20 protein-coding genes are annotated in these 24760 nt (G+C 40.0%); 5 read left to right on the top strand and 15 right to left on the bottom strand.

The features are described 5' to 3' along the window. Positions 1–15: 15 nt before the first annotated feature. Positions 16–1623 (bottom strand): FGGY-family carbohydrate kinase, encoded by a 1608-nt coding sequence (locus MHH86_RS15315; protein WP_076317329.1) that lies wholly within the window; start codon positions 1621–1623, stop codon positions 16–18. A 308-nt stretch (positions 1624–1931) separates the two neighbouring features. Here MHH86_RS15315 and MHH86_RS15310 point away from each other — a divergent pair, with 308 nt between their 5' ends. Beyond that, the gene (locus tag MHH86_RS15310; protein WP_036677364.1) at positions 1932–3014 is read left to right on the top strand and encodes a GntR family transcriptional regulator; all 1083 of its coding nucleotides are present in this window, start codon (positions 1932–1934) and stop codon (positions 3012–3014) included. Between the two features lie 255 nt (positions 3015–3269). On the opposite strand, the gene MHH86_RS15305 is transcribed toward MHH86_RS15310, so the two are convergent. From MHH86_RS15305 to MHH86_RS15280, 6 genes are all read right to left on the bottom strand, one after another. Then, positions 3270–3863 (bottom strand): AAA family ATPase, encoded by a 594-nt coding sequence (locus MHH86_RS15305; protein ID WP_038571047.1) that lies wholly within the window; start codon positions 3861–3863, stop codon positions 3270–3272. 68 nt (positions 3864–3931) lie between these two features. Then, a complete protein-coding gene (locus tag MHH86_RS15300) occupies positions 3932–4840 on the bottom strand; it encodes an ABC transporter substrate-binding protein (RefSeq protein ID WP_076222488.1) in 909 nt (302 codons plus the stop codon). Positions 4841–4970: 130 nt separating this feature from the next. Then, a complete protein-coding gene (locus tag MHH86_RS15295) occupies positions 4971–5945 on the bottom strand; it encodes an AraC family transcriptional regulator (RefSeq protein WP_076316258.1) in 975 nt (324 codons plus the stop codon). Positions 5946–6121: 176 nt separating this feature from the next. Continuing rightward, on the bottom strand, positions 6122–7027 hold the full coding sequence (locus tag MHH86_RS15290) for a hypothetical protein (RefSeq protein ID WP_256717302.1): 906 nt from the start codon (positions 7025–7027) through the stop codon (positions 6122–6124). Beyond that, on the bottom strand, positions 7024–7680 hold the full coding sequence (locus tag MHH86_RS15285) for a sigma-70 family RNA polymerase sigma factor (protein ID WP_249267686.1): 657 nt from the start codon (positions 7678–7680) through the stop codon (positions 7024–7026). The genes MHH86_RS15290 and MHH86_RS15285 overlap by 4 nt, the downstream gene beginning before the upstream one ends. Before the next feature lie 74 nt (positions 7681–7754). Next, entirely contained in the window at positions 7755–8456 is a 702-nt protein-coding gene (locus MHH86_RS15280) for a hypothetical protein (RefSeq protein WP_076184599.1), read from the bottom strand. A 149-nt stretch (positions 8457–8605) separates the two neighbouring features. Here MHH86_RS15280 and MHH86_RS15275 point away from each other — a divergent pair, with 149 nt between their 5' ends. Continuing rightward, positions 8606–9385 (top strand): GNAT family N-acetyltransferase, encoded by a 780-nt coding sequence (locus tag MHH86_RS15275; RefSeq protein WP_036677469.1) that lies wholly within the window; start codon positions 8606–8608, stop codon positions 9383–9385. 97 nt (positions 9386–9482) lie between these two features. Here MHH86_RS15275 and MHH86_RS15270 read toward each other — a convergent pair whose 3' ends face one another. From MHH86_RS15270 to MHH86_RS15260, 3 genes are all read right to left on the bottom strand, one after another. Next, positions 9483–11393: an alpha/beta fold hydrolase gene (locus MHH86_RS15270; RefSeq protein ID WP_051490971.1), complete on the bottom strand. Its 1911-nt coding sequence runs from the start codon at positions 11391–11393 to the stop codon at positions 9483–9485. A gap of 135 nt (positions 11394–11528) precedes the next feature. Beyond that, complete coding sequence (gene dhaK / locus MHH86_RS15265; protein WP_076099236.1) at positions 11529–13289, bottom strand: dihydroxyacetone kinase subunit DhaK; 1761 nt, start codon at positions 13287–13289, stop codon at positions 11529–11531. Position 13290: 1 nt separating this feature from the next. Beyond that, the gene (locus MHH86_RS15260) at positions 13291–14427 is read right to left on the bottom strand and encodes a glycerol dehydrogenase (RefSeq protein WP_076099237.1); all 1137 of its coding nucleotides are present in this window, start codon (positions 14425–14427) and stop codon (positions 13291–13293) included. A gap of 203 nt (positions 14428–14630) precedes the next feature. Between MHH86_RS15260 and MHH86_RS15255 the strand changes: the two genes are divergently transcribed. Beyond that, complete coding sequence (locus MHH86_RS15255) at positions 14631–15689, top strand: PocR ligand-binding domain-containing protein (RefSeq protein ID WP_076217596.1); 1059 nt, start codon at positions 14631–14633, stop codon at positions 15687–15689. A 24-nt stretch (positions 15690–15713) separates the two neighbouring features. Here MHH86_RS15255 and MHH86_RS15250 read toward each other — a convergent pair whose 3' ends face one another. From MHH86_RS15250 to MHH86_RS15240, 3 genes are all read right to left on the bottom strand, one after another. Then, positions 15714–16640 carry a VanZ family protein gene (locus MHH86_RS15250; RefSeq protein WP_076316257.1) on the bottom strand — a complete coding sequence of 309 codons (927 nt, stop codon included), beginning with the start codon at positions 16638–16640 and terminating at the stop codon, positions 15714–15716. A 158-nt stretch (positions 16641–16798) separates the two neighbouring features. Next, positions 16799–18757, bottom strand: a complete 1959-nt coding sequence (locus tag MHH86_RS15245; protein WP_076316256.1) for an RICIN domain-containing protein — start codon at positions 18755–18757, stop codon at positions 16799–16801. Between the two features lie 229 nt (positions 18758–18986). Next, positions 18987–19838, bottom strand: coding sequence for an aldo/keto reductase (locus tag MHH86_RS15240; protein WP_036677846.1), 852 nt, complete (start codon positions 19836–19838; stop codon positions 18987–18989). A gap of 123 nt (positions 19839–19961) precedes the next feature. Between MHH86_RS15240 and MHH86_RS15235 the strand changes: the two genes are divergently transcribed. Next, entirely contained in the window at positions 19962–20363 is a 402-nt protein-coding gene (locus MHH86_RS15235; RefSeq protein ID WP_036677847.1) for a MerR family transcriptional regulator, read from the top strand. A gap of 91 nt (positions 20364–20454) precedes the next feature. On the opposite strand, the gene MHH86_RS15230 is transcribed toward MHH86_RS15235, so the two are convergent. Beyond that, positions 20455–20847, bottom strand: coding sequence for a MerR family transcriptional regulator (locus MHH86_RS15230; protein WP_036677848.1), 393 nt, complete (start codon positions 20845–20847; stop codon positions 20455–20457). A gap of 234 nt (positions 20848–21081) precedes the next feature. Here MHH86_RS15230 and MHH86_RS15225 point away from each other — a divergent pair, with 234 nt between their 5' ends. Next, positions 21082–21477, top strand: coding sequence for a cupin domain-containing protein (locus MHH86_RS15225; RefSeq protein WP_036677849.1), 396 nt, complete (start codon positions 21082–21084; stop codon positions 21475–21477). Positions 21478–21545: 68 nt separating this feature from the next. On the opposite strand, the gene MHH86_RS15220 is transcribed toward MHH86_RS15225, so the two are convergent. Further along, complete coding sequence (locus MHH86_RS15220; RefSeq protein WP_076316255.1) at positions 21546–24710, bottom strand: ATP-binding cassette domain-containing protein; 3165 nt, start codon at positions 24708–24710, stop codon at positions 21546–21548. Positions 24711–24760: the final 50 nt, after the last annotated feature.

Here is a 24760-nt window from a genome sequence, read left to right as displayed (position 1 = left end):
TTGGTCCCTCCATTTTCAGACTAAATTATCAACAGCGGATTGCTCAATCGCCAAACCTTTTTTATAACGTTCGATAAAGGTTTCAAAGCCTTTAATGTCGGTTGCATCGGGATGAATTTCTTCTCCCTTTACATCTTTGAACACTTTTTGATCGAGGAAGTCTTCCAAGCTTTTTTCCTGATTTTTGTTCATCATGTAGGAGGCAAGAATAGCCATTCCCCATGCGCCGCCTTCTCCAGCAGTTGACATTACGGAAACAGGAACATTCAGTGAAGCTGCCATCATTTTTTGGCCAACAACCGGAGTCTTAAATATACCGCCGTGTCCTAAAATACTATCTATGGCTACATTCTCTTCTTTCGTCAAAATGTCCATTCCAATTTTCAAAGCACCAAAGGCGCTGAACAAATGTGCACGCATAAAGTTAGCCAGATTAAATTTGCTCTCAGGCGAACGTACAAATAGCGGACGGCCTTCTTCTAACCCCGTAATGTTCTCACCCGAGAAATAACCGTAACTGAGCAATCCACCCGCATCTGCGTCTGCTTCCAAAGCCTTATTCAGCAATACGCTGTACAATTTATCAGCTTCTACGTTTTGCCCCATTGCTTCATAGAACTCACGGAATAATCCGAGCCAGGCGTTAAGGTCACTTGAACAGTTATTAGCATGAACCATACCTACCGGACTTCCGTCTGGTGTAGTCACCATATCAATTTCCGGATAAACCTTAGAAAGTTCTTGTTCCAATACGATCATGGCAAAAACAGAGGTTCCTACGGAGACATTCCCGGTACGTTTTCTTACACTATTGGTAGCAACCATACCGGTTCCCGCATCCCCTTCTGGAGGGCTAAGCGGAATCCCAGCTTGTAATTGCAATGATGGATCCAGAATTTTGGCTCCTGCTTCGGTTAATAGACCCGCTTGCTCACCGGCAACATACACCTTAGGAAGAAGATCGCTGGTCTTCAGCGAATAACCTTTGCCAGCAATAAGCTCATCAAACTGTTGTATCATGGATTCATTATAATTCCCTATGGATTCATCAATCGGGAACATACCTGAAGCATCCCCAACACCAAGTGCTTTGTTGCCGGTCAATAACCAATGAATGTATCCTGCCAACGTCGTAACAAACCGAATCTCCGGCACATGTTCTTCTTTGTTTAAGATCGCCTGATAAAGATGAGCAATACTCCAACGTTCCGGGATATTGAATTTAAATACATCCGTCAATTCTTTGGCTGCCTTACCAGTTGTTGCATTACGCCAAGTCCGGAACGGAACGAGCAATTGATCCTGTTCGTCAAAAGCCATATATCCATGCATCATTGCAGAAAACCCGATTGAACCAACGGTTTGGAGGGTGATTCCGTAATTTTGTTGAACTTCTTGCTTCATCTCACGATAAGCATCTTGTAGACCTTTGATAATATCTTCTAGGCTGTACGTCCAAAAGCCGTCTTTCAATTGATTTTCCCATTCATAACTTCCAGAAGCGATCGTTTGAAAACTATGATCAATAAGTACTGCTTTAATACGCGTGGATCCAAATTCAATCCCTAGCGAAGTTTCTCCCTTATTGATTGCTTCTTCGATGCTTAATCGATTCGATATCACGTTAGTCACCTCTCTGACAGCGCTTTTTTAATATAAAAGAATTCGCTTTCTTAATTAACAGCTTTAGTATAAATTTTTGTACGTACATTTGTCAATAAAATAGTTATATATACATACAAATATGGAGATGATAATAATTTAACTCCGTACTTAGTTTGTTTATGATGATCTAAAGGTACGAAATATTTACATTTTTTCATAAAAAAAGAGCCCCTTTATATTTAATTCGTAGTCATGCTATAATTTGTACATACAACTTAACGAAATGAACGAATCAAAAAGCGAACAAGTATGGAAAGAGGAATTACATGAAACCAAAGTATCAAGTGATTATAGAGGATATAAAAAGCAAGATCCTTTCAGGAGATTACAATGTAGGCGAACAAATTCCTACGGAGTCTGCCTTGCAGTCCTTGTACGAGGTTAGCAGACAGACTGTTAGAAAAGCCATTTTAGAGCTATCCAACGAAGGATTCCTCCGCAGCGAAAAAGGTTCTGGCACGTATGTCAGCAACCAATATCGCACAAAGACCGGCGGGAGTTCACATAAGAAGACGATCGGTGTAATTACGACGTATATCTCTGACTACATCTTCCCTTCTATTATCCGGGGGATTGAAAGCCGAATGAATGAGGATAACTATTCTCTATTATTGGCTAGTACCAATAACGATGTTGCGCAAGAAAAAAAAGCTCTCGAAATGATGTTGTCCTACGGTGTAGATGGTTTAATTATTGAACCTACGAAAAGTAATCTGTATAATCCCAATATTGCGTATTATCTGTCGTTTAAGGAGCAAGATATTCCACTCATTATGATTAATGCTTTTTATGAGGAAATAGAGCTCCCCTTCCTTTGTCTTGACGATGTGCAGTCCAGTTATCTGGCAACAAAAGAATTGATTTCCAAAGGCCACTCTCAAATTGGACTTATCGCAAAAATGGATGATTTACAAGGCAAATATCGAATGAAGGGTTATATCAAAGCCCTCGAAGAAGCTAAATTGCGGTTCTATCCAGAGCAAATATTTTCGTTCAACACCGAGACCAAACAAACCTTAGCTACGAACTTGAAGGATTTCCTAAATAAAAATAGAGATACCCTCTCTGCGATTGTCTGCTACAACGACGAGGTTGGTTTGGAAGTGGTCAATGCTTGCAGACAGCTGAACATTTCTATACCAGAGGAATTATCAATTATTGGCCAGGACAACTCCTATATTGCCCAAAATGCGAACATCAAACTGACCACTTTGACGCATCCCCAAGAAACTATGGGCCGTGATGCAGCGGATTGGGTCATTAAAAAATTACAAGGAAAAAAGGATCTTCCCAACAACACTTATTATCAACCTGTGTTGATTGAAGGAGAAACAGTAGTCGAGAGATAGAATAAATTCTGAGGGATTTGCGTTTATCTTCATATGTAAATGTAATAACCCACCAGTCGTGACTGGTGGGTTATTTGCAACTGTTATCTCCGTATTCTTTAAAGGTTCGATTCTTGGTTTGAAGTCAACAGTACAGTAGAAGCAAACTGTTTCACAAGCTTGCCGGGATTTATCCCGTATTTATCCCGAAATCCCTCGGCAGCCCGAGGGGTGATAGCCCCAAGGCTTGAATATGGTGTTATCTGGATACACCATCTAGGAAACACTAACATTTCTTTTACTTAATTTCTTAAATACCGAGTATTCCTTATTGGACTTAATAAAACTTAATATCTTTTCAGCACATTCTAATGAATTCATCTCTTCCGTATTTACTTCGAGGTCATATTCTTCAAAGCAATATACTTTGCTAAACTGTGAAGCTGCTAGTCCAATCATTCTATCTCCTCTTGTTTGCTCTCTTCTTATGAGTTCTTCTTTCGAGCATATTACACCTATAAATAACGTAGGGTGATCGAAAAATTGATCAAGAAACACATTAAACCTCTTATCGTTGTCGATTACGGTATCTACTATTACATTAAAACCAAATTCTGATAACAATTTAATTGTCGAATGGTACACTGAGAATATGGAATCATCCAATATTTGGGAAACGACTTGATGATCTATTTCTCTTGTAGGTTCATCTGGAAATTTATTATTAATAAAATCATTGTAATTATTAAAAAAATCATCAATTGATAAATGATAAAAAGGAATCTCTTTCTGTTTTATCAGTTCAGTCGATATGGAGGTCTTTCCGGAACTTGAAGTTCCATTTAGAAAAACTAATATCCCTTGCTTCAATTTAATCATCCCTTCAAATAATAATCATTGCAACTCAGAGATTATTCGAGAAAAGATTAAATTATCCTTTACTGTTTGATATGTTCCTTGATTTGTTCGGCTATTTGCTCCAACAATGCTTCTTTTCCTAAAGCAAAGAAAGCCTCATTATAATTTTGTCTGCTTGTCATACGATATATATTATTCGATTTTACAGCTTTCAGATTGCTCCAGACCTTGCTTTGGTCAAGAACATTCTGGTCATTATCGGATAATAAAATGATATGGTCTGGATTAAAGGTGGACAGTGCTTCTAGACTTGTCACTTTCCCTCCCCATGGATCTGGCTTCGGTGTACCTGGCGCGATGGGTAATCCTAGATCATTAAAAATCATATCCGCAATACCTGTGCGGGAATAGATGCGTATTTCTTTCTCTGTAGCTTCGATTACCGCAAACGTCTCTTCCTTGGTTATCTCAGTGATTTGATCATGTAGTAGTAGAGCACGTTGATCATAGACCTTCAACCACGCTTCCATTTCCGCTTTCTTATCAAGCACCTCCGCAACAAATGCAAATCGCTCTCTAAAAGCGTTAAAGCCATAAGGCACCCTCACTGTTGGAGCAATCATATTTAGTTGATCATAGATTTTTTCTTGGGTAGGTCCTGCCAGTATCAAATCAGGGCTTGCTGCAATGATCGCTTCTAAGTTGACTTCCGTCTGAAACCATCCAGCGGGAGTTACATCAGGCAGTTCTTTTTTGAGAATAGGAGTGATTTCTAATGAATTAGCCATATCTGTATTCCCAGTAATAACAGGTTTATATCCAAGCACCAGAAGTTCTTCCGTTGAGCCGGATACATCGGCAATTCTAACCGGATTCACCGGTAATTCAACATCTCCTTTAGCCTCCTGACCTGAATTCCCACACCCGTACAGCATCACCATCATGATTAAGGCGATTCCGACAAAAGAGATCCGTTTTAAACTGAACATTTTTTCCAACCCTCTCCAATCTATTGATAATCATTCTCACTTCTAGCAAGTCCGATCATACACTCTGCTGATAGGACAGAACTACCGGCAGAGGGATTGAATAACGGTTTGGCGGATATTTATTTAATTTTTATCGTTTTTTAATTACTTCTGAAGGATTAATTCCATATTGCTTCCGAAAAGCTTCGGCAAAATGACTAAAGTTGTTGTAACCTACCATCGTCGCTGTTTGGCTGACACTAATATCCCCGGTACTTATGATTTCCCATGCTTTTTCTAAACGTTTGTTCCGTAAATATGCAAATACAGTTGTTCCGTACTCTTCCTTAAATCCAACTTTTAATTTGTATTCGTTAATGCCTGCCAGCTTGGACAATTCGATTAGCGAAGGTGGGTTTGCCATGTGGTCAAGGATGATATCCCTGGCTTTCCGAATGTTTTCTCGGTCACTACGTGATAAATGCAAACTGCGTTTAATATGCTTTTGCTCAAAAAGAAAAACGTCAAAATATACAGATAAGAGTTCTAATGCCTTCCCCTCTACGTACAACCGGCGCATGGAGGTATGATATGGACAGTCTCTCAATTGCACCAATAATCGGGTGGTTTCTGGAAGAATAGGCATACGGAACATTCGAAAAGCACGTGAATCTAACAGTCCGGATAAGCTGCGAGCATGTGAAAAGCCTTGATCCTCCATCCATGAATCAAATAGTGTAACTGGTACACCTATGGACAATAAACGGATAGGTTCAGCACTGCGATAGTGAAATTCCGCCTGGAAATCCTGCATGAACTGCAATGAACAACTATCGGGCATTAACTCATGGCTAGTATCTGTAACATGAACTTCCCCGCTCCCCTGCAGACAAAAGCTTAACTCAATCATTGCTGCTTCGGATTGAACCTGAACTAGGCGATCATCAGCAAAACGGTAATCACTATCAACAATTTCGATCCCGGAGGGTGTGATCACTCTATCGACGTATCCTTGGGTACTGGATTGTGCAAAATGTTTCCTCTCTGTAGTGTCCCTCATAGACGGAGCCTCAAACAAAGCATCGAAATACCCGTTATAGATGTTATGAATAGATGAACTTGTCATTCTGTTATACACTCAGCAGGTAAGCTGCACTCCGTAATCCCAATATTATGTTTTATCATGAGCAGATCACCTTTTCTCTTCTATTAAATGATAACGATTATCATTTAGATCATTATATGCGAGATATTGGATAACCTGCAATGTACAGTTTGTAAGGATCACTTATCTCCGCCTCCTCAGTAAAGCGGTAGCACCTCTTGTGTCAGCCCTGAAAAGAGGTCGCTGGTTTGAACAAAAAAGGCATCAGGCAAATAATAATAAGCATCACCCATAGACACCACCTTTAATTCGGGAATGATATACATGGCGATATAAGTCCCGTCTTTTAGGTTGAACTGTAATTGATATGATTTCCCTTGGGATTGCGCCGCTGCAAGAGCTTCATATTCCTTATTGCTTAGCTCTGTTTTTTTTGCGCTGTACAAACCTTCGATAATGGACACAACAATAGGATGATCAGTGATAGTCTTTTGCACGTCATTCCCCACATGATTCAGAATATTGATATCTTTTGCATGCTCCTTCAGATTAGCCAGATCTAAATACTCCTTCGCGCTCATTGCAGAATCGTCTACCTTCGCCACAATTTCAGCTAGATAAAAATATTGCTCATCCTTAACTGCAATACGAAAATGGGATGGGTATGTTGGGATTTCATACAGCTTTCCACCAATTGCGAACGTAGCGGCATAATCCTTTTCCGCATTCTTATCCCCGTCTTTCTTTCCGGGCTCTTGGTTGAGATCAAACTCTAATGCACCAAGCGATTTGTCAGGCTCCATACCTGTGAACTTAAACTGAGCGCCATCTGCTACGAATGCATAACGGTATCCATTGTAATTCAGAATTTTGCGAACCCCTGTGGGAGACGAGACTGCTGTCTGCTGCGATATTTGTGGTGAATTAGGCAACGGCGTCTGTGGAAATTTATAAACGGCCACACCTAACACCAATGCAGCACAAGCTGCGAATGAGCCCCACTTTACATAAGTTTTTTTATTAGTGCGTCTCGCGGAGTTGGCTTTTTCTATCAAATTTTCGTCTATGTAACCGATTGTTTTGAAGAGCTCTTTATTATTCAAAGGAAATAACCCTCTTTCTGAAGATATATTTGGAGTTTTTTGCGTGTTCTGAAAAGAATTGATTTGGTTTTACTTTCACTGATTGAGAAGCGTGCGGCAATATCGGCCAAAGAATCAGAATACCAGTAACGCCTCAAAAAAACATTCCGCTGATCTTCCTTAATGTTGTGTAGAAATTTGCTTATAGATTCGGCTATTTGTGCTTCCTCGTATTGGGTTTCAACGTTGTCTGAAGAGGATAAACAATCGTTTAATTCATTAAGAATCGTATCGAATTTTTTATTCCGTTTTTTAGCCATGTAATAATCGTATTTGTTCAAAGCAATATTTCGTGTGATTCTCCCCAGAAAAGAGGACAGCTTTGCAGGAGACTTCGGCGGTATTGCTTCCCATGCACCAAGAAAGGTATCGTTAACACATTCTTCCGAATCTTCAGCATTAGACAAAATGTTATGAGCGATCCGAGTACAATAATTTCTATATTTTTTCGATGTTTCTTCTACTGCCCTTTCATTACGTGCAAAATACAATTGTATGATTTCACTATCTTCCACTCCATCACTTCCGTTCGATTTGATTAAGCATTCACTTATAAAGTAGGAAAAGAAGTGTTTAGGTTGCATAAAAATATAATTTTCTATAAGCTTCGGCATTCAACGCTGATAATATGACATAAAAATACAAATAACCCCTCATCCTAAGGGATAAGGGGAAGTTATGATATCATCTAATTTTTAATTAATTCTACTTCCTTCATTGGAACCTTTGTCTTACGGAGCATCATCCAGATCCCCCCCAGACAAAATAAAACACTACATCCCATGCCAAACAACGCGCTGGCGTTTAATGCCTGAGGTGAGCCTTTCATTGTAAGCACAGCCATTTGAGTGACAACAATGGAGACTAAGGCATCAGTAAAGCTAATCATTTTTAATGTTGATATAATGGGATTTTTGAGATGACGGTTAACAATATTTCCATGAATGGCAAAACCAAGTTTTGTAAAAGCGATCAGTGCTACCAGATATACAATGTAACCTTCATAAACCAAAGCATCTCCGACTAGATAAATCCGCAGGCAGACCAACAGATAAGAAACCCCTAGAAGACAAAGAAAAACACCGCCACGCTTATAAACGTAAAGCTCCAGTGAATACCTTTGCTGTGCTGAACTGACTTTTTTAGCTAATGTATATTTATGAAGCACCTGTCCTTTGGCTATACAAAGGATCAGATAATAAAGTGCATTTGTGATGAACCATCCGGACAATAGATATAACCCAAGAATTAACTTGCCTATACCAATAAAAGCATCGATGACTAAGGAAGCAGCGTTGAACATGGCGGTTCGATCTTGCGGATTTCCGAAGTACCGAACTAAGATTGCCTTAATATATATCATCCTCTCAAGAAAACCTTCATATCTCATTTTATGTTTCTAAGGGGACAATAGTATCATACTTGGCTCAACCCAGCAATAAAGCAATTAAAGTTCTGATTTATGATATATTAGAAAAGGTTGTGCTAATTCGGCAAGAGGAAATAGCAACAGCAATTGTTAATGGAGGCAGGTCGTATATGTATAGAAAATTAACAGCAGCAGAGTTGGATGTTATTTTAAGCTCGATTAATAAGGAACAGCATTTTTTATATTATTCATACCTTACTTTTCGCAGACAAAACACAGTGCATTACGGTCAGTATTCTGACCAGGGCGAGTTGCTTGGAGTATTAGCCTTTTTAAGTGGCCTTCCGTTTAATGCTTTTTCTGTATATCCAGTTCAGCAATCCTTTTGTCTCAGCTCAATGTTGGCGTTCATGAAAGATGAATTACATCTACATAACCATGCGGTGGGTAGCTTTATTATTAACGAACAAGAGCTGCAGGTCTTTGCTTCTCAGCTTGAGTTCTACAGCCCTCCCCAAAAATTGCTTCTAATGAAACATATTCATGAAGATGTTCTACCAACAGCGGACAAGCATGTTATGCACTTAGGACCTGCTCATTTCCAGCGAATTGAAGCAAAGATGAACGAGCTGCAAACCATGGCTTTTTCAAAAGAAGAATTACAGAATCCGTTCTATGGTGTGATGGCACAAGACGAGCTGATTGCTGTAGGAGGATACCACATATATAGTGAGGATTACGTTGAACTAGGAAATATCGGAACGGATGTGGCCTGGAGAAGAAATGGATATGGAAAAAAAGTCTGTGCAGAGCTAACACGCCAAGGACATGCCATTTCAGCTAACGTATATTTGAATGTTTTTGAGGAGAATGTAGGAGCCATTTCTCTATATCAATCGCTGGGATATGAACTCATTTGCCAACAATACATCGTTGAATTTATTATTTAATCAAAAAACGTACTGCATTAGCTGCAGTACGTTTTTTCTATCTAAACCTCTTACGCCGTAGGCATATTCTTTGTAGAAGAATAGATTAAAGCATCTCTCAAAATGTAAATGTATTGGCTGCGCCCATCATCACAATAATCATACAATTCACCATGGCTCCCAGCCATATTTTCCCTGTGCACTTAAAGAGGTAACGCGAAATATATGCTGCAATAAAAAGCTGGAAAACGAGAGGGAAAAGGACTAGTATTCTGAGCCAATCTTGATTTTGCCAAAAAGTTACGCCTGTTGAAAATAACGTTCCGTATTGTACCCCAATGAGCACTAGAATTCCAAGTACACCGCCTGTCCCGCTAATGAGCAGATCCCTCCATTCTTTCTGCCCTTCAACTGGGGTGGTAGAGTTCACGGCAATTGACTGTGCAACATAAAATATAAAGAAGAAAAGCATATAACGTAAGCCAATTAATAATTGATTCGGAGTGAATACTTTAATTGCCAGTACCCATAAGCGGAAGTCTGTCTGAAAGAAATAATCTGCAAATGCAACCAAAGCATAGAATCCAGTGAATATACATACCGCAAGTGCAAAAGTCTTCAGCAGTTCTTTCAAATTTGTTTTTATTCCCCAGCTTTCAGAGTGCTCATTATAATTTTTTCCTGATAAACGAGTGGTTAGCCAGAATAACAATAGACCCACAAGGCCGTTAAAGATCGCCCAGATTAAAATAAAGTTCATGGCGGTTTGTGGAAATAAACTACGAGGCTGAAGGATATTCTGTCCAGCTATAATACTCCAGCGACTGATCGGAAGGTATGATATTGCGGAAATTACCCAACTCATTATCCAAGAGCCCCAAAAAAGAATTTTGCTTTTTCTGGTCTTAGGTTCCGGTAACTTGGCAGGAGTAGGTTGAATTAGACTATTGAAACAAGGAAGCTTGAGGAGCAATACCGCAAAGGGGACAATAAATAAAAAGGATCCTAACAAGCCGATAAAGTTAAAGATCTCTTTCCATAACCATAATTGGTTGCCGGCAGATAACGGATTATTGATTTGAAACGCTTTCGTAAAAAAGTCTGCTAAATAACCAGTGCTCGCCACCGAAAAGTGTTGCCAAGGGTGGATCTCCGCTGGATTGTACACGACGCGCAAGGTTTGATCAGCTGCATTACCGTAATATTTGCCGATTTCCACAGCGTTTATTTTTTGATTCTCCGGCATTACTGAATTTATAGCAGCTAGTGATTCTGGGGCATCGCCCGAAAGATCGGCATTCCCCTTCGCAAATCCGGAGCCGCCTTCATCATATTTGCCAACATTGATGCCTACATTGGCATGGATGTTTTGAAAAGTCTCATCGGTAGACTGTTCGACCTGAGAAATAATGAAAGCGGATGCAACTTTATTCGAAGCATCAGCCTTGGCTTGTTCACTTACCGTAATAACTGCGCCGTCTTCCGAAGAGGGATCTTTCGCCGCTTCGAGCTCCGCCAAATAAAGTTGGCCATAATACTGGAGTGTACTCCAGGTAATCATTCCACCCATAGAATGACCACTAATGCCGATTTTTGTAGAGTCTACATAATCAAGACTGGATGATGCATATTCCACTAAAGGAATCATCCCATTATTCTCTGACATTATCGTTGGGAAAAATGGCATATCAGGAGAGCTCGAGCCACCATGCCATAAGAAATCCATTGCAATCACAGCAATTCCCCGACGGGAAAGTTCGATTGCGGTACTATCCTGCATCTCTTTATTGTTTAAAAAACCGTGACTAGTAATGACGAGTGGAACTTTATGCTCTGCATTTGCTGAGACAGGCCTGAACAGATTTCCCTCAATCCAAGTACCATTATCGGACGGAATCTTAAACTTACTAATCTGGACCTTGCCGAAATCTGTTTGCAAGAAAGAAGCTCCCACACAACTGATCAAAACCATGGATAAAGCGACACATAAAAATTTCAATGCTAATCTCGTAGACAGAAACTTTTTCATCTGGTCTCCCCCCCAAAAAAAGTATCAAATCAAAATGTGTAACACAAAATGGGCAAAAAAAATAACCTGAATCCGAAAAATTCATTAGTAGACCCCATGAGTAGATATCCCTCGGATTCAGGTTATGTGTGATTCTTATTTCATTGCTTTTGCAAGCTCTGTGAAAATAACCCCAAGTGCATGAGCACCCGCATCCGGATAACCGATGCTGCGTTCCCCTACTGTGCCGGCTCTTCCCATACGGGCAACGATTTCTATAGTATTTTTAGAACCTTGGACAGCTGCTTCCGCTGCTTTACTTGCCGCCACTTTGATATCGTCGCCTTGTTCTGCACTTTGGGTCCAGGCATCTGCAAACGGTACAAGCGCATCAATCAATGTCTTGTCTCCGACAACAGCCCCTCTGCCAAAAGATCTTTCACCCGTATCTTGAATCCCTTTGACAACAGCTTGCATCATATCAGCAAACTCCTGAATGGTCAGCTCTTCCTTCTGTTGAACATTTTTGCTCGCTGCGCGGAAGCCTGATCCCCAGATCGGTCCGGATGCTCCGCCGCAATATTCCATAATGACCATGGAGCAGGCGTCAAGAAACTCACCGATATTAGTGAGATGATGAGCTAAAATATCTTCCCACTCGACTTTCAGCTGTTTAAAGCCCTTAGCTACACTCATCCCGAAATCTCCGTCTCCAGCGTGGGAGTCAAGCTCACAGAACGGAACTTCATTCTCAATAATAACCTGGCTCATTTGATCGAGCAGATAGACGATATTTTGCAAAGTAAACCGATTGTTCTTAATCACCGCTGCAGCAGCATCCGTATTATTCTTAAAGGATACATTGCTGTCTGCTTTCTCTTCCTGGATTACTTCAGTATAGTTCACAGGCTCAAAGGGGCCTTTAATCGACAAGGCTGGTGTATCACAAGGCGCAGATAACCATTTCTTCAGCGTCTCATCCAGCTTCATTATCGTCACCGATGCACCTGCCATGTCAATGCTGGTCATGTAGTTACCAACAAACACTTTAAACACTTGTTTATTCTTAGCAGTTAATTCGCGGATGACAGAATTGTTCAGCAAATATAACTCTTGCAGCGGGGTGCCGCCAAATCCATTAATTAATACGGCTACTTCCTCCTGCTTCTGATCATTCATTTGGAAGTTGTCTAGCAAAGAGGTAACCATTCGCTGTGCTAATTCATCTGCGGGTACAATTTTCTCCCTGCGTATTCCAGGTTCTCCATGGATGCCAACCCCGTATTCCATCTCGTTCTCTTCAATATGAAATGTCGGAGTACCTTTGGCAGGCACGGTGCAAGAGGTATAGGCGAAGCCTATGCTGCGCACATGATCAATTGTATGTTGCGCCGCTTCTTTCACTTCCGCTAAGGACAATCCAGCTTCTGCTGCTGCTCCGGCTACCTTATGAACAAGCACTGTTCCGGCTACGCCTCTTCTCCCTACTGTATAAAGGCTGTCTTCAACGGCAATGTCGTCGTCTACTTTGACATAATCCACTTCGATGCCGTCTTCAGTTGCTAGATGGGCCGCATTTTTAAAGTTCATGATGTCACCGCTATAATTCTTGATAATAAGCAGCGAACCTTTGGTGCTGGCTGTGCGGCGAATCGCTTGATAAACCTGAATTTGGGATGGAGAAGCAAACACATCACCGCATACAGCTGCATCCAGCATCCCGGTTCCTACAAACCCGGCATGAGCCGGCTCATGCCCGCTTCCGCCACCACTGATCAGGGTAACTTTATCTTGATTAATCTCTTTCTTAGAAATCACTTTGAATTTAGGATCGAAATCCAGCTCGGGATGCGCCAAGACAAGCCCGTTACACATTTCTCTAACCAGAGTCTCCGGCTTGTTTATGATTTTTTTCATTTTAAAGCTCCTTACTTGATTTATATTGACGGCCTAATTGATCGGCTGCCATAATTGCTGATGCAACCGCATCCTCCGTAATTGGGAACGGCATCGAATGGATAGATTCCTCAGCAATACAAGCTTTTTTAGCAACCTCAAGCAGTTCCTCATAGGTTACATGCTCAACACCAATATCCGCTAAGCATACTGGGAGACCAATCGAAAGACAGAAGTCCAACACTTCTTTTAATTCAGTCCGGTCTGCGTTTTCAAGAACCAGTTGAGCAATCGTGCTGAAGGCTACCTTTTCACCATGATAATAATGATGAGTTCCTTCCAAAGCAGTTAAACCATTATGAATCGCATGAATCGCTGCCAAACCACCACTTTCAAAGCCAAGACCCGATAAAAGAATATTCGTCTCAATTATATTCTCCAAAGCTGGGGTTACGATATTCAGATCGCAAGCTTGCTTCGCCTTGAATCCATTCTCAAGCAATGTCTCATAGCAGAGCTTCGCAAGTCCCAACGCTGTTACTGTCCCTTTAGCTTCACCGCAAACCCCTTCACGAACTCCGCAAGGTAAACCTGCATTCACGTTGGAATACGAATTTGCAGTAGCTCTTGCTTCAAAATAGGTTGAAAGTGCATCTCCCATGCCTGCCACAAGAAATCTTGTAGGTGCATTGGCAATAACTGTTGTATCAATCATGACTACACTCGGGCTTTGCTTGAAATAAGCATAATCGTCAAATTCACCTTCCGGAGTATAGAGCACCGCTGAGTGGCTTGTCGGAGCATCAGTTGCTGCTATCGTTGGAACGATAATCAGTGCTTCTCCTTCAGCTACACATTTTGCCGTATCAATCGCCTTACCTCCACCCAAGCCAATCGTACATGCACATTGATGCTCCTTGGCTAGCGCTTGTAATCTGGCGACTTCTTGTCTTGAGCATTCCCCGTGGAAGCCGCTTTCAACAAGAGTTATATTAAATTTCTGTTTAGTTGACTCCAGTTTGTCTTTCACACGTGTTACATCATCTGGATGGGCAATTAACAAAGCAGAATCACCAAAGGTTTTTACGAAGTAACCTAAGTTCAATAATTCATTCTCACCTTGTACATATTTCGTCGGACTGATAAATGCTCTTCTCATTTTTCGTTCCTCCTCAGTTGTTTATAGTTATCATTATAGATTGCTCTAATTTAAGAAACATGAAACAATAAAAGCTTATTAAAGCGTTTTCTTATCGTATTTATTTGTCATAATCGTGAAAAATCGAACTTTCTTGTCATTGTGTTGAATTATTCTGTATAATATTCATTAAGATTCTATAACTTACTTAGGAGAATTTTGTGATGTCAAAATCCCGGTTCAATCTAGAAGAAATTATTGATTTGAAGAAATGGGAAAAGCTCCAGGATTCCTTATCTCTTGTAACCAAAATGGCTATTCTTACTGTTGATTACAAGGGTGTTCCCGTGACCAAGCACAGCTATTGCCAGCCATTCTGTCAAGGTGTGCGCCAGGACTCCCATCTCTCTCAATATTGTCAAAAATGTGATGCCCGCGCTGGGATTGAAGCGGTTCGCCAGAACAAACCGTTTATTTATTTATGTCATTTCAATATTATAGATATCGCGATTCCGATCATTATAGATAATCAATATCTAGGTGCAATTATGGCCGGACAGCTCAAGCTTCGTGAACCTGACGTGCCACAACTGGAGCAAATTGTCTCTCGCCCGCCGAATGTGGAGACGAACATGAAATTTAAAGCACTCAAAGAGGATTACCAGGCACTGCCTGTTTTATCCTACGATGAAGTAACAAAGTGTGTTGAGCTGCTGCTGCAGTTAAGTACCTATATCGTGGAGGAAGCCATTCAAAAGCATACTACTGTGGATTTGTACAAAAAGGTTCTGACCACCAATATAGAAGAACCCGCTTCTGCTGAAGCAATGGACGAGTCAGACCGTACGTACCGAAAAATCCAATCCATACAGCAGGAGTTATCCGGGGCCTTGATCGAGACCAAATTAAAGAATGGTGTACAAAAGTTCGTCTCAGTAAATTCTGTGCTTCAGCCTGCTTTTAATTACATTTATGCTCACAAAAATGAGAATTTCAGCCTCAAAGAGATGGCTAAGCTTTGTCATATCAGCCCCAGTTATTTCAGCCGTATTTTCACTAAAGAAACTGGAGAGAATTTCTCCATCTTCATTGCCAGACTCAAGATTGAATGGGCTAAGCAACTGCTGGAATCCACGGATTCCCCGATCAATCAAGTCAGTGATGATTTGGGCTTTTGCGACACGGGCTATTTCATTAAAACCTTCAAAAAATACGAGAACCTCACCCCGGCTGTATATCGGAATATGTATATGAGGCGATCAGCAAAAGAAACCCTCCGTTAATAAAATTAACGAAGGGTTAGTTCCTCATTCCCACCAATGCTTCATTTCACTAAATCCTACATCCCATAACTTCACATTCCCTTTAAGGATAAAGGTTATTTTTTTTACGGTAACTAATGCCGTATTGTTGAGTTCAGCTTGGGAACTATATTGTTCACTGGATTGAAGGATCATGTTACCATCAGCTATAATCATTAGTTCACTGCTAGAATTTTCATTTTGCGGGAATCCAAAGCTGAAATATAACCATACCTCTTTTTTATCACCCAAAGTATAGGTGTATTTTTTAATATCTTCACCTTCACTGCTGTACAAATTCATTTTTGGTATTATATTTTCACCTGCGATAGTGAAACTGGGAAGATTATGCGTGATAGGCATGCTTCCCGTAAGCTTTTCCAACGTTTGTAATCCCTGCACAGGTCTTTCACTTTTCTTCAGAGTTAAATCAATGATCTCAGAGATTCCCATGATTCCAACCAATAGCACAACAACAGATAATGCCGAAGTAAAAAGTGATCTCCTGGTGATTTCCGGGGAAAACCCAATCTTATATGCATAAAATCCGATCATTGCCCCTAACGTATTGGAGATGACATCGGCTACATCAAAGGAACCCAAAAAAGTTAAAGCTTGAAGACTTTCCAGCACAAAAATTGTTAAGATAAACACACAAATAAACTTCTTAAAATGTGTACGATACAGCAAAGGGAATAATACGCCAAAAGGAATAAAAGCAGCGATGTTCCCAAAGTCATAAACCCAAGAAAAGGATAGGTCAAAGAGATCAGGAAAAAGAAGCGGAACACTTTCTGGAATCAACATAAACGTATATTCATACTGGCTTGTTGCATGCTCTACTCTATTGAAAGCAAAAAACAAAAAATATAAGATCAACAGTGTATACAAAATAGTTCCTATAATAAGAATCTTTCGTAATTTCACTCCCATAACAACTTCACAATTCCCTCCATATGTCGATGGAAATAGTATATCTCTCCAAAGTGACATTCCCGTGACACTGAAGGTGACGATTTAGTCATTCAAAGCTTATATCGACAAAAAGTCATCACCCTTAATTTAAGGTCGATGACTTTTGGTTACATAAATTATCTATTCGAGACTAGTTTCCAGTGCTGGCCAGCAGAACCTGTATTATTTGTTTGAATAATATTTGCCCCCTCTGTCGTCGAACCCTGATCTACTGCCAGAACTTTTCCACTATTACGATTAATAATATTGTAAAATTCACCTGAGGACTCCAAAGTCCACTGCTGGTCATTCGATCCGTTATCATTCCATTGTACACTTTGAGCACCGTTAGCTAATGAACCTCCTAAAATGCCCAGGTTTTTACGACTATTAGTATTGACCAGCTTCGTATAGCCATCAGCTGTGCTGACTACAAACCAATTTTGGTCATGGGATGAAATTCCGCTGGTCCACTGAACCGCCTTCCCTTCATCCGCCATCGAACCTTGATAGATACCCAACACCTTACCACTGTTCTCATTAACTAATCGATAACTGTCCACCATAATATGTCCTTCATCTGGAACCAACTCCCACAGCTGATCAGTGCTGCCTGCATCAGTCTGCTGTATAACTTGGGTACCCTCTTCAGTAGAACCCTGCGCTATACCTAACGTCTGACCACTGTTACGGTTAACAATCTTGTAGTAGTTACCAGAGGCTTGTAAAGTCCACTGCTGGTCATCGGAATGGTTTTCAGTCCATAAAACGGCTTTAGCTCCTTCTGTTGTTGATCCTTCTAATATTCCGGCGACCTTACCACTCTTTGCATTCACAATGGATTTGTAACCGTTAGGAGCATAACCACTTTCCGCAGTGGAAATGAGCCAATATTGATCCAAGGAATTAGTCCCACTGCTCCATTGCACGAGCGGATTGCCATTCGCAGTTCCGCCTTCCAATACACCTAAAGCCTTCCCACTCTTCACATTAATTAATTTGTAGTAACCTACGGACATATCACCGTATTTCACCGTGTTTTTCCCACTAAAAAATCCGGCTTGTGGGATAAATAAGCGGCCATTGCTAAGCGGCAGTAGTTGGCGGTTATACCCTGCGTCTACGGGTGGATTATATGGAACCCAGCTGCCGGATGCATCCACTCTAGAAGAGTTGATCAGCACTTCTTTTTTTCCTGCAACGTTTAATACGAGTCTCCCATCTCCCAAAGCAGATATATAGGGACTTCCTCCGTACCCTACAAGAGTTCCTACTTCAGTTGGATTCCAGCTCTCAGGATCTGCTGAAATTTTCAAATAATTGGGCACGCCCGGGTATCCGACCATCTCATAGGTCATTGCGTAATTACCATTGCCCAGCTTAGCGATTGTAGGCATTCCTGGACGTAATTTACTGTCTGCAAATGCCACATCAACTACCACAGGTCCCCAGTTCGTGCCCTCCAACGTAGTCTGATGAACTAACTTCTGGGCATGGGCTGGATCACGTTCATCTGAATAATAAACAATGAGTTTGTTGTTGTGAACCAAAAAGAAAGGCTCCCAAATGGGATCGTAACCAATATCGTTTCGTCCACCTTCAGCAATGGTGCTTACATATGTCCATGTTCTACCTAAATCATTGCTTTTATATAATTCCAACTTGGTAGCTGCTTTGTTGCTTGGCACAGAATTTCCTGCAAGAAGCATAGTACCCGCAGGCATGTTACCTAAAGATTGGGGGAGTTCAAACAATTCAGGGCAATTTAACATTCCCCAACCGTTTTGAGTATCCTCCACTTCTCCAACCTGATTCCAAGTGACACCATTGTCAACGCTTTCATAAATAGGGAAAACAGGTGTGGTATTAGAGGTTTGTTCAAATGTAGCATACATTTTATTATTGTTGATGCCACTATATTTAAGCTGGATTGCCCTAGGTGATAAAGCCCCATAGGATGGTGAATCTGCTGGTGGTACATATAAGACATTAGGTCCGAAAGCGTTTACAATATTACCATCAAAGCTAATCCCTGTGCCAACCACTGTCACTAAAACCAACAAAAAAGACAAAACCTTCCTCAGTTCTCTTCTCAAAAGTAATTTCTCCTTTACTCTGGGATTTTTTAAACGAATACAGCTTCAATATAATTAATAAACGGATAAATGAGAATGTAATATCTCGACCGGATCATGCAATATGATTACTCAAGTAGATTATCATCCCCTCAATAAAGTTTTGGAGTTAGATCTGGTTTATAAAATAAGGGTGCCCCTTAGCCTTTTCATGGCTTTTAGGGCACCCCTTGGATGTGCAATACAAATGTTAAATATCAAATTTATGTTTAGCGAGTCCTTCTACGATTTGGGGATCATTATGCGAGAAGAAAACACTCTGTTTCGTATCTAATTTAGCTATTGTCTCTAAATCTTCTTGGTTTAATTCGAAGTCAAAAATATTAAAATTTTCGATGATCCGTTCTTTATGCGTAGACTTTGGAATAGCAATCACGCCTCTTTGAGTTAACCAACGTAAAACTACCTGAGCAACGGATTTCTGATATTTTTCAGCGATAGAAACTAATACTTCATTATTGAAAAGGTTGTTTCGTCCTTCCGCAAAAGGTCCCCATGACTCGATCTGCACATTCTTCTCTTTCATATAATTCGCACTTTCGATTTGCTGCTGAAAAGGATGTGTTTCAATCTGGTTGATTGCAGGTGTAATTTCATTGTGGCTAATCAAATCAATTAGACGATCCATTTGAAAATTGCTGACTCCAATCGCCTTGATCTTACCCTTACGGTACAATTCCTCCATAGCACGCCAGGAACCATATACATCACCAAATGGCTGATGAATTAAATATAAATCTAAATAATCCACTTGTAATCGATCGAGCGATTTGGCAAAGGCTTTCTTAGTACGCTCATAACCGGCATCCTGAATCCAAAGTTTAGTAGTAATAAATATTTCTTCTCTTGGTACACCACTGCGTTTGATGGCTCTACCGACGGCTTCTTCATTTTGGTAAGCTGCTGCAGTATCAATCAGGCGATAGCCTGCCATAATAGCTTCATAAACGCTCTGCTCGCATTCGCTAGCATCATTCATTTGATAGACACCAAAACCAAGGATAGGCATCACTACACCATTGTTCAGAGTTACTGTTTGCATATGAAATCCTCCTATTTACATGTTCTGTGATTAAGATTACAATAATTAGCCTAACAGGTTCGAGTAACACGAAGTCAAGCGATGCTGAGTTCTTTTCGCATCCATTTTCAAGGAGGAATTACAATGTATACTGTGAAGGAAGTTGCCAAACTACTGGGTTTGACTGAACATACCATCCGTTATTATACGGATAAGGGTTTAGTTCCAACGATACAACGGGACAAAAATAACATTCGTCTTTTTGATGATGACTCCATTAATTGGCTAACAGGTGTAAAATATCTCAAACAATGTGGGATGTCAGTAGAAGACATTAAAAGCTATGTAGACTTGTGTTTACTAGGCGATTCTACCATCCACGATCGTTATCAAATCATAATGGAGTATAAAGCCGCTGCTGCAGCTCAGTTGGAAGAGGCCAAACTTAAAGTCAAATATATGGAAGACAAAGCCAATCATTATCTAGATATTATCAATCAGGTAATCCCGGATGACACGAATCCAGCTAAATGGACAAAATCATGAACAAGAGGCAGATGAACAACTTTTGATTATCAAAGGTTGTTCATCTGCCTCTTAACTTGTTAGGAATCTACTTTTCTTCTTGATGTGATATCTATTCATTGTGATAAAGGACGAATTCGTATTTATTCCCCGTTAGTTGATCATTATAAAATACAATTTTACGGTTCAGTATATCTAAGTTTTGTTGCAATGCCTTAATTTCTTGTTCCACTTGTTGCTTACGCTGTTCAAGTAAATTTTTCCGTTCAGGAATTGTCTCGTCCCCCATAGCCCGCCACTCGGTATATTGCTTCAATTCTGCCATCGTCATTCCTGAATCTTTTAAATGAAGTAAAAATTGAACCCAACCTATATCCTGATCTGTATATTCGCGTAAATTATTGTCACTTCGATGTGGAGTAAGTAATCCTTCCATTTCGTAATATCTGAGCGTGCTCTTGTTAACACCGACGATTTCTGCAAATTCTCCAATGGAATAAGGCATGATCCCCACCTCCATTTCTAATTTTGTTTCTATCCAAAGGATATACTTAAACTAATAAAAAACCAAATGTCGGAGTATGAATCCATTTTTATGGCTTGCCTTAAAGTGTACTTTAAGGTCTATACTTCATTTTGAAGCAGTTAATTTCGTTTTATGTAGGGTGGCCTAAAGCTTGGTCGGCATTTAATATTGCCAAAGAAATTTATAAAAATTAAACGAAAGAGGTTTTTTATTATGGCTAATGAGCAACTAAGCAACAGTACTATCTTTCCACTCGGACAAAAGGTTGAAGCTAATTTTATAGGTGATGCATACTTGCAGATGATTTATACTGACGCGACACCTTTGAATGCGCCTATTGGGAACGTAACCTTTGCCCCGGGAGCTCGCAATAACTGGCACTCCCATAAAATCGGACAAGTATTATTAGTTACCGGTGGTGAGGGTTGGTATCAAGAAGAAGGCAAACCAGCTCAATTCCTCCAAACCGGGGATGTTGTGAATATTCCAGCGAACGTAAAACATTGGCATGGTGCTACAAAAGACAGCTGGTTTGTTCACTTAGCCATTTCACCCGGAGAAACAGAATGGTTAGAACCTGTTGATGGTAAGCTTTATAATCAATTGTAAAAAAACGCATCGGGTCTATGGACTCGATGCGTTACTTTTCTATATCGTCTTTTTGAGAAAACTAAACTCTATTGCTCAAGAAATTGGTAAACTGCCATCATCTCTTGTTTATTCAACTCACGAATACGATTGAAAATTGGAATATCAGCTACAGCCTCAATGTTTAAGCTTTTAGAAACAACGTCACTTACTTTACCCGTTAGCCAAGTTTGCACATCTATACCTTCAACGACTTCCTTACGCCCTTCATCATTGATGCCACTCGCATAACAACTAACACAAGGAATCGTTAATTTATATACGCCATCATGAAGTCCATCTTCCGAAATAACTTTTTTTCCTTTACAGAATGGACATGGATGGCTTGCTTTAATCTTATTAATTAAGGTGACGATTTTTTTGTAACCAAACGCTTCATAGACATAAGTCAGCTTTTTATATTTTCCATTAGTGAAACACTTATCTATGATATTTTCTCTTGTTTCGTGGATATTGGCAAAATCACAGATCGTAATCTGGTTTTTCCTGCTGATGGATTCGATACTGCTGCTAATGCTGTCCCAGAATGGCAAGGCATTTTGTAACACCATTTCATATTGCGCAAAACTTCCTAACTCTAGTTCAAGCATTTTTAGAGCGACTTGTGTTTCCCTGGGTAATAGAGAGACCTCTTCTGTCAAAACCATATCTCCGCCCACGATGGCTTTCATTTTTTCTAGTACCTGTAATTCACCAACGGTGCTAATGACTTGATCAAGGGGCATCCCAATAATCTCGCGAATATCAGTGTCGCCGAATTTAAGCTTTTTATGATGATTTAACACCGTTCCTTGACAGATTGGACAAGTAATCATTTTTTTGGACGCTTTAATATGCTCTTTAATAATTGATTTCGAAATGACCATATAGTTCCCGATAATGGTATTAAAGCCTTCCCAAGTTCTCGAGGCTTTAGCTGCTTTATCATAGAAGGACTTTTCCCAATACCCGTATAAAAAGGTGTGTTTTTCAGCTTCTGTCATCTCATTATAACTTTTGCTAATATCTTGTCCGAGCTCATTCTTTAACTCATCAAAGATGAATTTTATTTTTGGTAATTGATAGAATTTCAGAATCTCCATCGCATCTGGATGTAATGAGCCGTCCCAAAAGGGGACGTTCTTGTCCTGAAGTACAATATCAAAATCAAATTCTTCAATCACACGGCGGCCCTTACAGCTTGGACAATGATTGTCTGATTGATAGAGATCAAAGCTTTTTGTATCCTTATTAGTGGGATGCGTTGCCACAATATGGTTGATCAGTCCACCCATTTCATAAAGGAAAGTAAACTGACTATACAAGTGTCGTTCCAGATCAATGGCGATGACAGGTGCAATCGTATCCGATTGATATTCACCATAAATCAGGCGGGCCATGGAGGATAAGCTTTTTAAGATGCCACCTTTATAGATGTTCTCTGCATTTTTAAAATAGGCGATCTGATCTTCTTTTAAATAGTCAATTCCATTTTGTTGCTGGAGTGTTGAAGAAATGTGCGCAGGCGCCACGCTATCTGCACTGTTTTGTTGACGATAATAATCATCATGACTGAGAACATCAAGATGCTCCACAGGTGCAAGCTGTCTTTTGCCAAAATCAACGATAAAATCAGAGTTATCTAACATATAAGAATTATGTTCAATCATGATTATGGAGACAGATTCATCCTGCAAAATGTCCCTAATGCTGTCAATGAATTGATTTAAAATATTTTGTGATAAACCTTTGGAAGGCTCGTCAAAAATAAAAAGTGTATGTGGATTTCTTGAGCCCGCAAACAGCTCAGAAACTAAATGGACACATTGAAATTCACCCGTGGATAAGGACTGTGTTTTTCGCTCCAACGTCAAATAACCAAGGCCAAGCTTGATCAATAAGCTTAGTCTTTTATGAGCAATGTCCTCATTTGGCAGTTCAACAATAATATCTTCAATCGAGCGTTCAAAAATATCATCAATATCCTCACTGTATTTTGTCAGTTTCCTTTTAATATCAAGAAAAGTGGCAACGGTCGAGCGACTGGTAATCGACTGATTTCGATCTTGCCCTACGATCACCAGCTTATCTTTGGAATAACGCTTTAGAAAATCTTTGACCATACATTCATTAACCAGCGTAGATTTACCACATCCGGACTCACCTGTAAAAGTAACCAGTCTATTTTGGGGAATCTGAATCTCAGCCATTTGAATATTACGACAATAAAGATCATGAAATTGATAATATTCTGCAGGTGCTGCCTGATTTAGTTCTTTATTGATGGGCTCAGGACGTGGTGATTCCTCAACAATTTTCCCGCCGTATTTGCCACTGCCAGGTCCAAAGAACAAGTGTTTATCCGCTGTGTCCAGCACCGTGTCAGAATGGTCAATGAGCCAAATTTGATTTTTATATCCCAATTGTTTAATCTCCGCTAAAATCTTCAATAGGGTTTGGTGATCGAGACCCACGGAGATTTCATCAATGATAATCACGGTATTTTCACTTGTTGCCATGAATTCTGCCAAGTAAAGCCGTGTTAATTCTCCGCCTGACAATGTACCCATAATACGATTTAATGTTAAATAACCAATATTCATATTGATTATATTTTTCAGGATTTGTTGTTTACCCTCACTTATCTTAAGCTTTTCTGCTAGTTTAAAAATGGTTTCGATGCTAAAGTCGTTTAGATCGGAAATACTCTGTGCTTGATCCAATAATTCAATTTTATATTGTTCAGCTGCTTGATTGTAGCGTTTTCCTTGACACTTTTTACACTCGATATTTTTTGTAGTTCCACGCCCCTTACAATCAGGACACCAACCTAATTCATTATTAAATGAAAAAACCTCTGGAGAGAGATTATATTGTTCAGCAAGAGTGACACGGATTTCAGTAAACACACCTGTATGTGTGCCAATGGTTGACCGAGGATTTGAAGATATGGATGACCTACCAAGAAAAAGAACAAGGGGCATTGCTTCCATTTTGATCGCACTGAAATTAGTCTCCATAATATTGGGGAATAAATACTGGTATTCAGCTTTTGGCAATAAGGAAACGAGACGTTTTTTTGATTCTTCCCCAATCGTTTGACAAAAAGTTGTTTTACCAGATCCAGACAAACCAGCAATTCCTAACGACTCATCCACTGGCAGTACCGTTTCTAATCTGTTAATATTGTTCGCAATTAATTGATTTATTTTCATAGTAAGCTCATCTCATCTCCATTCTCTTCATCTAGTATTGCCATGATTTA

The sequence above is a fragment of the Paenibacillus sp. FSL F4-0097 genome (assembly GCF_038593125.1).
In the GTDB taxonomy this organism is placed as follows: Bacteria; Bacillota; Bacilli; order Paenibacillales; family Paenibacillaceae; genus Paenibacillus_AQ; species Paenibacillus_AQ odorifer.
The sequence above is the reverse complement of the archived record's forward strand: the minus strand, read 5'-3'. Positions and strand labels throughout refer to the sequence as shown.

Coding starts and splice junctions, on each gene's coding strand:
- MHH86_RS15310 (WP_036677364.1), top strand. CDS start 1,932: ATGAAACCAAAGTATCAAGTGATTATAGAGGATATAAAAAGCAAGATC.
- MHH86_RS15300 (WP_076222488.1), bottom strand. CDS start 4,840: ATGTTCAGTTTAAAACGGATCTCTTTTGTCGGAATCGCCTTAATCATG.
- MHH86_RS15295 (WP_076316258.1), bottom strand. CDS start 5,945: ATGACAAGTTCATCTATTCATAACATCTATAACGGGTATTTCGATGCT.
- MHH86_RS15285 (WP_249267686.1), bottom strand. CDS start 7,680: ATGCCGAAGCTTATAGAAAATTATATTTTTATGCAACCTAAACACTTC.
- MHH86_RS15280 (WP_076184599.1), bottom strand. CDS start 8,456: ATGAGATATGAAGGTTTTCTTGAGAGGATGATATATATTAAGGCAATC.
- MHH86_RS15275 (WP_036677469.1), top strand. CDS start 8,606: ATGTATAGAAAATTAACAGCAGCAGAGTTGGATGTTATTTTAAGCTCG.
- MHH86_RS15270 (WP_051490971.1), bottom strand. CDS start 11,393: ATGAAAAAGTTTCTGTCTACGAGATTAGCATTGAAATTTTTATGTGTC.
- dhaK (WP_076099236.1), bottom strand. CDS start 13,289: ATGAAAAAAATCATAAACAAGCCGGAGACTCTGGTTAGAGAAATGTGT.
- MHH86_RS15260 (WP_076099237.1), bottom strand. CDS start 14,427: ATGAGAAGAGCATTTATCAGTCCGACGAAATATGTACAAGGTGAGAAT.
- MHH86_RS15255 (WP_076217596.1), top strand. CDS start 14,631: ATGTCAAAATCCCGGTTCAATCTAGAAGAAATTATTGATTTGAAGAAA.
- MHH86_RS15250 (WP_076316257.1), bottom strand. CDS start 16,640: ATGGGAGTGAAATTACGAAAGATTCTTATTATAGGAACTATTTTGTAT.
- MHH86_RS15240 (WP_036677846.1), bottom strand. CDS start 19,838: ATGCAAACAGTAACTCTGAACAATGGTGTAGTGATGCCTATCCTTGGT.
- MHH86_RS15235 (WP_036677847.1), top strand. CDS start 19,962: ATGTATACTGTGAAGGAAGTTGCCAAACTACTGGGTTTGACTGAACAT.
- MHH86_RS15230 (WP_036677848.1), bottom strand. CDS start 20,847: ATGCCTTATTCCATTGGAGAATTTGCAGAAATCGTCGGTGTTAACAAG.
- MHH86_RS15225 (WP_036677849.1), top strand. CDS start 21,082: ATGGCTAATGAGCAACTAAGCAACAGTACTATCTTTCCACTCGGACAA.
- MHH86_RS15220 (WP_076316255.1), bottom strand. CDS start 24,710: ATGAAAATAAATCAATTAATTGCGAACAATATTAACAGATTAGAAACG.